General features: G+C 72.9%; 8 protein-coding genes. 7 read left to right on the forward strand and 1 reads right to left on the reverse strand.

The window, feature by feature from the left end; translation table 11 throughout:
• The first annotated feature begins 15 nt into the window (after window positions 1–15).
• The 6 genes from J2S41_RS30415 to J2S41_RS30440 all read left to right on the forward strand — a co-directional run bounded on the left by J2S41_RS30415 (window position 16) and on the right by J2S41_RS30440 (window position 7,667).
• Window positions 16–966, forward strand: a complete 951-nt coding sequence (locus tag J2S41_RS30415) for a nucleoside triphosphate pyrophosphohydrolase (RefSeq protein ID WP_310372805.1) — start codon at window positions 16–18, stop codon at window positions 964–966.
• A gap of 398 nt (window positions 967–1,364) precedes the next feature.
• Window positions 1,365–4,148, forward strand: coding sequence for a phosphoenolpyruvate carboxylase (ppc, locus tag J2S41_RS30420; RefSeq protein ID WP_310372807.1), 2,784 nt, complete (start codon window positions 1,365–1,367; stop codon window positions 4,146–4,148).
• Window positions 4,149–4,265: 117 nt separating this feature from the next.
• Complete coding sequence (locus J2S41_RS30425) at window positions 4,266–5,180, forward strand: ABC transporter ATP-binding protein (protein ID WP_310372809.1); 915 nt, start codon at window positions 4,266–4,268, stop codon at window positions 5,178–5,180.
• On the forward strand, window positions 5,180–6,037 hold the full coding sequence (locus tag J2S41_RS30430; RefSeq protein WP_310372812.1) for an ABC transporter permease: 858 nt from the start codon (window positions 5,180–5,182) through the stop codon (window positions 6,035–6,037). The genes J2S41_RS30425 and J2S41_RS30430 overlap by 1 nt, the downstream gene beginning before the upstream one ends.
• A gap of 11 nt (window positions 6,038–6,048) precedes the next feature.
• Window positions 6,049–6,945 carry an ABC transporter ATP-binding protein gene (locus tag J2S41_RS30435; protein ID WP_310376603.1) on the forward strand — a complete coding sequence of 299 codons (897 nt, stop codon included), beginning with the start codon at window positions 6,049–6,051 and terminating at the stop codon, window positions 6,943–6,945.
• Between the two features lie 2 nt (window positions 6,946–6,947).
• Window positions 6,948–7,667 carry an ABC transporter permease gene (locus tag J2S41_RS30440; RefSeq protein WP_310372814.1) on the forward strand — a complete coding sequence of 240 codons (720 nt, stop codon included), beginning with the start codon at window positions 6,948–6,950 and terminating at the stop codon, window positions 7,665–7,667.
• Between the two features lie 36 nt (window positions 7,668–7,703).
• Here J2S41_RS30440 and J2S41_RS30445 read toward each other — a convergent pair whose 3' ends face one another.
• Window positions 7,704–8,891: a glycosyl hydrolase gene (locus tag J2S41_RS30445; protein WP_310372816.1), complete on the reverse strand. Its 1,188-nt coding sequence runs from the start codon at window positions 8,889–8,891 to the stop codon at window positions 7,704–7,706.
• Between the two features lie 137 nt (window positions 8,892–9,028).
• On the opposite strand from J2S41_RS30445, the gene cysC reads away from it, so the two are divergent.
• The gene (gene cysC / locus J2S41_RS30450) at window positions 9,029–10,552 is read left to right on the forward strand and encodes an adenylyl-sulfate kinase (RefSeq protein ID WP_310372818.1); all 1,524 of its coding nucleotides are present in this window, start codon (window positions 9,029–9,031) and stop codon (window positions 10,550–10,552) included.
• Window positions 10,553–10,605: the final 53 nt, after the last annotated feature.

Raw genomic sequence — 10,605 nt, forward strand, 5'->3', positions numbered from 1 at the left:
GGCATGCTGGTCCGCATGCCGCAGATCGTCCTGCTCGTCACCTCGCCGCGCCTGCCCGCGGGCCTGCTGACCGCCGACGCCTGGGACCTGGTCCGCCGCCATCCCGTGCTCGCCTCCGAGGAGAGCGATCAGGTCCGCGCGCTGCGCGCGGCCGGGGCCGGCGTGACCGTGGTGGCGCCGGACCCCGCGCCGGTGCTGGACGCCGCGGCCACGCACGGCACCGTGGTCTGGCTGGCCGGTCCCACCGGCGACCAGGACCTGGCCCGCGCGCTCGGCCTGCGCCTGGCGCGCGAGCCCGGCCTGGCCGAGCTGGAACTGCGATACGGCTCGTGGGACCCGCCGGGCGCGCGCCTGCTGGACGCGGTCACCGTGATCGACCGGCTGGTCTCCCCCGGCGGCGACCCGTGGAAGCGCGAGCAGACGCACGCCACGCTCGCGCAGTACCTGCTGGAGGAGGCCTACGAGGCGTACGACGCGATCGAGGCCGGCGACCTGGACACGCTGCGCGAGGAGCTCGGCGACGTGCTGCTCCAGGTGGTGCTGCACGCGCGCCTGGCCGAGGAGCGCCCGGACGGCGCGCGGTGGAACGTCGACGACGTGGCCGGCACGCTGGTGGAGAAGATGATCCGCCGCAACCCGCACGTGTTCGCGGACACCGAGGTCAGCGGCGTCGACGAGATCATCGAGAACTGGGAGCGGATCAAGCGGGCGGAGAAGGCGCGCGGGTCCTCGATGGACGGCATCGCGCTCGCCCAGCCCGCGCTGTCGCTGGCCGCCAAGATCCTCCAGCGGGCGGAACGCGCGGGGCTGGACGTACCGCTGCCGGACGGTCCTGATCTGGGTCCCGAACTGCTGCGCCGGGTCGCCCTGGCCCGCGCGGACGGCCTGGACGCGGAGGCGGCGCTGCGCCGCGCCGCACTGGACCACGCCGAGGCCGTCCGGGACGCGGAGTCCGCTCAGCGCTGACCGCCGCTGCCGTGGATGATCGAGCCGGTCCCCCGGCGCGCCGCGTGCGAGGCCGGGACGACCGCGACCGGGCCGTAGTCGCCGGGCGTGCCGAGCGAGTCGGCGGGGCCGGTGACGACGACCGCGGCGCCGGCGTCCGCCGGCGAGGTGGCGATCGCGGCGCCGGGCCGCTGTGCGGGCCGCCGACCCGGTTCGGCGGCAACGCCGGGACGCTGATCGAGGCACAGCGGCGGTACGACGCGGATGAGCCCGTGGCGGCGGCGAAACCGTCATAGGGTGTAGCGGGGACCAGCACGTGAGACAAGGCTCACCACAGTGACCCCAGCGCTACGCGTCGCCGATACGATCGCGCCAGTCGGACAGCGCTGTCCTTCGTTCGCATGGGAGGAGCGCTTTCTGTGACCGAGCACAGCGACCACGAGGGTCCTGACGCCGCGCTTCGCGCCGACATCCGCCGGCTGGGCACGCTGCTGGGGCAGACGCTCGCCCGGCAGGAGGGCAAGCCGCTGCTCGACCTGGTCGAGGAGATCCGCGCCCAGGTGCGCACGGACGCCGGCGCGGCCGCGGCCCGGCTGTCGGCCATGGAGGTCACCACCGGCACGCAGCTGGCCCGGGCCTTCTCCACCTACTTCCACCTGGCGAACATCACCGAGCAGGTGCACCGCGCCCGCGACCTGCGCCGCCAGCGCGCCAGCTCCGGCGGCTGGCTGGACCGGGCCGCGAAGCAGATCGCGGAGGCCGGCGTCCCGGCCGACGAGATCGCCACCGCGGCCCGCCGGCTCGCGATCCGCCCGGTCTTCACCGCGCACCCGACCGAGGCGTCCCGCCGGTCCGTGCTCACCAAGCTGCGCGCGCTCGCCGACCAGTTGGACGCGGAGCAGGCCGCCGCGGTGCTGTACGGCGTGAAGGACAACGGGCCCGCGTCCCGCCGCCTCGCCGAGCTGATCGACCTGATCTGGCAGACCGACGAGCTGCGGCTGGACCGGCCGGACCCGACCGACGAGGCGCGCAACGCGGTCTTCTACCTCAAGGACCTCTACGCGGACGCGGCGCCGCAGGTGCTCGACGACCTGGCCGAGACGCTGCGCTCGCTGGGCGTGGAGACGTCGCCGACCGCGCGGCCGATCACGTTCGGCACCTGGATCGGCGGCGACCGGGACGGCAACCCGTTCGTCACGCCGACCGTCACCCGGGACGTGTTGATCATCCAGCACGAGCACGGCATCCAGGCCACCGAGGCCGCGATGGACAAGCTGATCACGGAGATCTCGGTGTCCCGGCGGCTGCGCGGCGTCTCGCTCGACCTCTCCGCCAGCCTGGCCAAGGACCTGGACGCGCTGCCCGAGGTGTCGCCGCGGTTCCGCCGGGTCAACGCGGAGGAGCCGTACCGGCTGAAGATCCGCTGCATCAAGGCGAAGCTGGCGAACACGCGCAAGCGGCTCAGCGAGAGCACGCCGCACGTGCCCGGCCGCGACTACCTCGGCACCGAGGAACTGATCGCCGACCTGGAGCTGATCCGCGCGTCGCTGGCCCGCAACTCCGGGCAGCTCACCGCGGTCGGCCGGCTGTCCTCCACGATCCGCAGCGTCTCCGCGTTCGGGCTGCAGCTGGCGACCATGGACGTGCGCGAGCACGCGGAGGCGCACCACGCGGTGCTGGCCCAGATGTACGGGCAGGTCGGCGAGGTCGGCGACTACGACCGGCTGAGCCGCGCCGAGCGCACCGCGCTGCTGGCCGAGGAGCTGACCGGGCGCCGCCCGCTGTCCAGCGTGGACACGCCGCTGACCGACGCGGCGCGCAAGACGTTCGACGTGTTCGGCACGATCCGGGCGGCGCAGGAGCGGTTCGGCGACGAGGTGGTCGAGACGTACATCATCTCGATGACGCTCGGCGCGGACGACGTGCTCGCGGCCGCGGTGCTGGCCCGCGAGGCCGGCCTGATCGACGTGCACTCCCGGCGCGCGCGGATCAACATCGTGCCGCTGCTGGAGACGCCCGCGGAGCTGAACTCCGGCGGCGCGATGCTGGACGAGCTGCTGTCGCTTCCGGCCTACCGGGCGATCGTCAAGGCGCGCGGCGACGTGCAGGAGGTCATGCTCGGCTACTCGGACTCCAACAAGGAGGCCGGGATCACCACCTCGCAGTGGTCGATCCACAAGGCGCAGCGCGCGCTGCGCGACGTGGCCGCGCGGCACGGCGTCCGGCTGCGGCTGTTCCACGGCCGCGGCGGCACGGTCGGGCGCGGTGGCGGCCCCACGCACGAGGCGATCCTGGCCCAGCCGTACGGCACGCTGGACGGCGCGATCAAGGTGACCGAGCAGGGCGAGGTCATCTCCGACAAGTACACGCTGCCCGCGCTGGCCCGGGAGAACCTGGAGCTGACCGTGGCCGCGGTGCTCCAGGCCACGCTGCTGCACACCAAGCCGCGCGTCTCCGACGACAACCTGCAGCGCTGGGACGCGGCCATGGACTGCGCGTCGGACGCGGCGTTCCGGGCGTACCGGCGGCTGGTGGAGAACCCGGACCTGCCGGCGTACTTCTGGGCGTCCACGCCGACCGAACTGCTCGGCGCGCTGAACATCGGCTCCCGCCCGGCCAAGCGGCCGAACGCGGACGCGGGCCTGGGCGGCCTGCGCGCGATCCCGTGGGTGTTCGGCTGGACGCAGAGCCGGCAGATCGTGCCCGGCTGGTTCGGCGTCGGCACCGGCCTGGCCGCCGCGCGGGAGGCCGGGCTCGGCGACGTGCTCAGCGAGATGTGGTCCGACTGGCACTTCTTCCGGACGTTCCTGTCCAACGTGGAGATGATGCTGACCAAGACCGATCTGAAGATCGCCCGGCGGTACGTCGAGACGCTGGTCCCCGAGGAACTGCAGCCGATATTCGCCACGATCGAGGAGGAGTACGCGCGGACCGTGCGCGAGGTCCTGGCGATCACCGGCGAGACCGGCCTGCTGGAGGGCAACCCGGTGCTGGCCCGCACGCTCGGCGTCCGGGACACCTACCTGGAGCCGCTGCACCACCTCCAGGTCGCGCTGCTGCGGCAGTACCGGGACGCGGGCGCCAGCCAGACCGTCGGCACCTCCGCGGGGGCACGCCGCGGCTACAGCGACGCCACCGCGCTGGAGCGCGCGCTGCTGACCACGGTCAACGGCATCGCGGCCGGCATGCGCAACACGGGCTGATCCGGCGCTCCACGGCGTACCCCGGACGGGTTCTCAGGGTTTTGATCTTGCTTCTGAGGGTCCGTCCGGGGGTCATTCCCGATCCGCGGGGTGCGCGCTGGGCCTAGGCTCGACGGCGTGACATTGATCGCGACCCAATCCCTGACGAAGGTCTACGGCGGACGCGTCACCGCGCTGTCGGACCTGACGCTGAGCGTGGGGCCGGGCATCGTGGGCCTGGTCGGCGCGAACGGGGCCGGCAAGTCCACCCTGATCAAGCTGCTGCTGGGACTGCTGGCTCCGACCAGCGGTTCCCTGAGCGTGCTGGGGATGGACCCGACGACCCAGGCTGTCGACGTGCGAGCGCGCGTCGGATACATGCCGGAGAACGACTGCCTGCCGCCGGAGCTGTCCGCGGCCGAGTTCGTGACCCACCTCGGCCGGATAAGCGGGCTGCCGCGCACGGCCGCCCGGGAGCGGGCCTCCGAGGCGCTGCGCCACGTCGGACTGTACGAGGAGCGCTACCGCCAGATCGGCGGCTACTCGACCGGCATGAAGCAGCGCGTCAAGCTGGCCCAGGCGCTGGTGCACGACCCCGACCTGCTGCTGCTCGACGAGCCGACGAACGGCCTGGACCCGGCCGGGCGCGACGCGATGCTCAACCTGATCGCGCGGATCGGCGCCGAGTTCGGCATCTCCGTGGTGGTCTGCTCGCACCTGCTCGGCGAGGTCGAGCGCATCTGCACCTCGCTGATCGCCATCGACGGCGGCCGGCTGCTCCGGTCCGCGGAGATCTCCACCATGACGACCAGCACGGACGTGCTTGCGGTGGAGGTCAGCGAGGGCACGGACGAGCTCGGCCACCGGCTGGCCGCGGCCGGCCTGCCGCCGACGCGTGAGGGCCGGCTGCTGCTGGTGCCGCTGGGCGAGGCGCCGGACACGGCGTACGACACGATCCTGGCCGCGGTCGCCGACCTGGACCTGCCGCTGCACCGCCTGGAGCAGCGCCGCCACCGGGTGGCCGAGCTGTTCGCCGCGAGGGAGGACGCCTGATGTCCGTCATCCACGACATCGGATACCGCCGCTACCAGGGTCAGCGGCTGGGCCGGGCGGCCGTGTTCGGCGCGCTCTACGTGCACGGCATGCGCGCCGCGTTCGGCCTGGGCCGCACGTTCAAGGCCAAGATCTTCCCGTGGTCGGTGGCCGGCATCATGCTGGTCGTCGGCGTGGTCGCGGCCGCGGTCAAGTCGCAGACCGGCCTGGAGCTGCTCACCTACGAGTCGTTCCCGGACCAGATGAGCATGCTGCTGATCCTGTTCTGCGCGGTGGTGGCGCCGGAGCTGGTCTCCCGCGACCTGCGCAGCGGCGTGCTGCCGCTCTACTTCTCCCGGCCGCTGAGCCGCGCGGACTACCCGCTGGCGAAGTTGGCCGCAATGGTCACGTCCGGGTTCGCGGTGCTCGGCGTACCGATGCTGATCATGTTCCTGACCGCGGCGTTCAGCGGCGACGGGATGGGCGCGGTCTGGGACGAGACCAAGGCGTTCGCGCCCGGCCTGGCGTACGCGCTGCTGTTCGCGCTGGTCTACGGCGCGATCGCGCTGCTGGTGTCCTCGTTCGTCGCGCGCCGCGCGGTCGCGGCCGGCGCCACGGTCGCGGTGTTCCTGGTGACCGCGCCGGTGGTCGGCGTGCTCACGTTCGCCACCACGCAGACCGGTCAGCAGCTCGCGCAGCTGGCCAGCCCGGCCACGCTGGTCGGCGGCGTCGGGCAATGGATCTTCGGCCGTCCGGAGAGCATGCCGGAGGAGTTCGGCATCGGGCCGTACGGTCCGCTCTACGGCGCGGTCACGCTGGCTCTGCTCGCGACCTGCGTCTCGCTCCTGCTCGTCCGATACCGGAAGGTGGCCTCGTGACCACGGTGACCATGGACGGCGTGTCCCGCTGGTTCGGGAACGTGGTGGCCGTCAACGACATCACCATGACGCTCGAACCGGGCGTGACCGGACTGCTCGGCCCGAACGGCGCCGGCAAGACCACGCTGCTGCACATGATGGCCGGATTCCTCGCGCCGTCCCGGGGCCGGGTGATGGTCGGCGACATGCCGGCCTGGCGCAACCCGGCCGTCTACCGGCACCTCGGCCTGGTCAGTGAGCGCGAGGCGGTGCACGGCTTCCTCACCGCCCACGAGTTCGTGCTGGCCAGCGCGCGGCTGCACAAGCTGCCCGACCCGGTGAAGGCGGCCGCCGCCGCGCTCGACCTGGTGGAGATGACGCAGTACAAGGACCGGCGCATCTCCACCTACTCGAAGGGCATGCGGCAACGGACCCGGGTGGCCGCGTCGCTGGTGCACGAGCCGCAGGTGCTGCTGCTGGACGAGCCGTTCAACGGCATGGACCCGCGCCAGCGCATGCACATGATGGAGCTGCTGCACCGGCTCGGTGACTCCGGGCGGACCATCCTGTTCAGCTCGCACATCCTGGAGGAGGTCGAGCAGCTCTCCGGCACCGTGCAGGTGATGGTGGCCGGCCGGCTGGCCGCCTCCGGCGACTACCGCGAGATCCGGCGGCTGATGTCGAACCGGCCGCACGTCTTCGCGGTCTCCTCCACCGACGACCGGCGGCTCGCGGTCGCGCTGATGGCCCAGCCCTCCGTGGCCGGCGTCGAGCTGGCCGCGACCGGGCTGACCGTGCGCGCCAGCGACTACGGCGGCTTCACCCGGTCGCTACCCAAGATCGCACTCAAGGAGGGGATCCGGGTCAGCCGGCTCACCCCGTCCGACGAGTCCCTGGAGAGCGTCTTCTCCTACCTGGTGGAGGCCTGACCATGCTGTTCAACCCGACCATCGCCTGGATGACCGCGCGCGGCCTGTTCGGCCGCCGCCGGTTCCTCCTGCTGCTGCCGCTGCCGCTGCTGCTGGTCGCGCTGGCCGTCTTCGCCCGGGTCACCGGCATCAACACCGGCGACTGGGCCCCGGCGGTGATCAACGGTCTCGGCATCACGGTGCTGCTGCCGGTGATCGCGCTGATCGTCGGCACCGGCGTGCTCGGCTCCGAGATCGACGACGGCACGATCGTGCACATCCTCACCAAGCCGCTGGCCCGCGCCGAGATCGTCTGGGCCAAGTTCCTGGTCGCCTCCGGCGTCACCGCGCTCACCGCCGCCATTCCGCTCTACGTGGTCGGCGTCCTGGCCCAGGACTTCCGCTTCGGCCTGGCCCTGGCCGCCGCGGGCGCGATCGGCGCGGTGATCTACTCCGCCGTGTTCGTGCTGCTCAGTCTGCTCAGCCGCCGTCCCGTCCTGGTCGGCCTGCTCTACGTGCTGATCTGGGAGGGGCTGCTCGGCAACCTGGTGAGCGGCACCCGGGTGCTGTCCATCGGGCAGTACACGCTGACCTACGCGGACCGGTTCGCGCCGACGGAGTTCCTGACGGCGAACGTGTCGCTGCCGGTCACCATCGTGATGAGCGCGGTGGTCACGGTGGTGTGCCTGGCCTTCGCGATGGTGAAGCTCCGCTCGTTCACCGCCTCGTCCGAGACCAGCTGATCGCCGCGGCCCCGCCGTCGCCGTACGGCGGGGCCGCTAGCGCACGTCGACCTGGAAGACCGGCAGCCGGCCGAGGTCGCGGTAGGCGGCGAGCCCGGAGCTGGTGCGCTCCGGGCGGGAGTCACGGCCGCGCTGGTCGTGCGGCGTGTCGAAGTGGAGCAGCGCCTTGATCCGCGGGAAGTCGTGGATCTGCCGGCCCACGCTGCGGTAGAACTCGGCCTGGTGCCCCGGATTCGCACGGCTGGCCCACACGCCCCACTCCGCGACCATCAGCGGCTTCGACGGGTGCCGGGCCGCCGCCCAGTTGTAGAACCCCGGCCAGTCCGGCGCCTCGCTGGACGTCCGGTTCATCAGCTCCGCGAAGTCGCCGTGGCCGTACTCGCCGCGATCGCTGTAGGCGTACGTGTCCCAGGCGACCCAGTCGACCACGTCGTCGCCCGGATACAGGTCCGGGAACCACCGCGCCGACGTGTACGGCACATAGGCCATGTGGACCACGACCGTGACCAGGTTGTCCACGCCGCGCGCCCGCAGCCGCCCCACCACGTGCCGGAACATGTCGCGGTAGTCGTGCGCGGTGTAGCCGGACCCGGGGCGCGGATCCACCTCCTCCTCCGGCTCGTGGTGCACCGTGAAGAAGAACGGCTCGCGGTACGTGGCGCGGACGTGCGCGGCCAGCCGGTCCAAATAGTCGTCCGCCGCGCCGTCCGCGATCTCCGCCCAGCTCGCGTCCCACGGCTTCCAGTTCAGGAACAGCAGCCGCGGCCGGGCCGGGTCCCCGGCGATCCCCACCTCCTCGGCGGTCGGGAACAGCCCGTTCATCCCCCGGTGGTACGCGTGGTAGACCGCCTGCGTGCGGCCGGTGCTCTCCTCGTACTCGGCCAGCGCCCGGGCGCCGCGCGCCGAGGTGAACGCGCCCGGCGCCGCTCCCCAGAGGACGTTGCAGGTCGGCACCAGCTTCGCCCCGACGCGGCAGTCGCGCGGCTCGCCCGGCCGTTCCGGCGCGGTCCCCCACCCGGACGACGCGGACGGCGCGGGCGACCGTCCCGGAGCCGGTGGTGCCGCCGGCGGCGGGGCCGGCCCGGCGCGCGGCGGCGGCGCGGTGCCGGGCGCGGCCGGCTCCGGCCGGTCGTCCTGCCGCGGCCCGCACCTGACCAGGCCGGCGACCACGACCAGCGCGACGACCGCGATCAGGGCCGGTATCAGGCGGAACCGGCGGCGCATGCCGAGAGACCTCCTCCAGTGACGACCTTCCCGGCACAACGAGCCGGAGCACTGATTTGTCGCTCGGCCCCCCTCCGACTTTCACGATCGGGCGTTCTGCTGAGAGACTGTCTGCCTTACTTGGTCTTGGGGGTGGGATGAACAGCGGTGGGTGGTTGCTGCCCGAGGACGTGCTGCGGGACGCGCCGGCTTATACGCCCCGGGCGTATGAGCTCGCCGATCTGGAGCTGCTGCTCTCCGGCGCCTATGCCCCGCTGACCGGCTTCCTCGGCCGGGCGGACCTGACGAGCCTGGCGCGCCGCGGGCGGCTGGCGGACGACCGGTCCTGGCCGGCGCCGGTGACGCTGGAGGTGCCGGCCTCGATCGCGGAGAGCCTGGACCTGACGAACCCGGTGGCGCGCGCGATCGTGCTGACCGACCTGGAGGGCGCGCCGGTCGCGGCCATGGAGGTCTCGGACGCCTGGCCGGCCAAGAACGGCATGTACGGCGTCGGTGGCGACGTGCGGCGGCTGGGTGACGGCACGCACGGCCCGTTCCAGCGGCTGCGCCGTACCCCGGAAGAGGTCAAGGCGCTGCTGCCGCCGGGCCGCGTGCTCGGCGTGATCGCGGACAAGCCGCTGCACCGCCCACAGCTCGCCCAGATCGCGCACGCGGCGAAGCAGTTGAGCGCGCACCTGCTGGTGCTGATCCCGATCGCCGAGGCCAGTCCGGACGGCATGCCGCCGGAGGCGCTGGTCCGGGCGATCTTCGCGGCCCGCGACCGGATGCCCCCGGCGACGCTGGTGGCGGTGTCGCTGACCCGGCGCGGCCAGGAGGTGGCGGACGCGCTGCTGCGCGCGCGGGTGGCGGCCGCCTACGGCGTGACCCACCTGCTCTCCACCGGCGAGTCGCTCTCCGGCGGCGGCCCGCGCGTGCTGGTGCCGCGCGAGCTGGCCTACGACAACCGGGACGGTCAGTGGCGCTGGCGGGACGACATCCCGCCGCGCAACCGCAAGCTGGCGCTCTCCCAACTGGAGATCAACGACTTGCTGGACCGCGGGTTCCCGCTGCCGGAGTGGCACACGCCGCCGGCCGTGGCGAAGGAGCTGGTCCGGGCGCGCCCGCCGCGGCGGCACCGGGGGCTGGTGGTGTTCCTGACCGGGCTCTCCGGCTCCGGCAAGTCGACCGTGGCCCGGCACGTCGCGGACACGGTGCGGGAGTCCGGCGAGCGCACCGTGACGCTGCTCGACGGCGACGTGGTGCGCCGGGAGCTGTCGGCCGGGCTCACCTTCAGCAAGGAGGACCGGGACCGCAACGTGCGCCGGATCGGGTGGGTCGCGGCCGAGGTGGCCCGCCACCGCGGCCTGGCGATCTGCTGCCCGATCGCGCCGTACGCGGATGCCCGCGCGGCCGCCCGCCGGATGGCGACGCAGGCCGGCGCCGGGTTCGTGCTGGTCCACGTGTCGACGCCGCTGGAGGTCTGCGAGCGGCGCGACCGCAAGGGCCTCTACGCGAAGGCGCGGGCCGGCGAGCTGACCGGGATGACCGGCATCGACGATCCGTACGAGACGCCGACGGACGCGGAGCTGACCATCGACACCAGTGACCTGTCGCTGGCCGATTCCGTCAAGCTGGTGCTGGACTACCTCACCGAACACGGGTGGTTCGAGCCGCACCGCTGACCCGATCGGGCAGTTACGTAGCCGAGAGACGGGCGTTGAACCCCTGGGGGCGA

This window comes from Catenuloplanes atrovinosus (assembly GCF_031458235.1).
GTDB classification, from domain to species: Bacteria; Actinomycetota; Actinomycetes; order Mycobacteriales; family Micromonosporaceae; genus Catenuloplanes; species Catenuloplanes atrovinosus.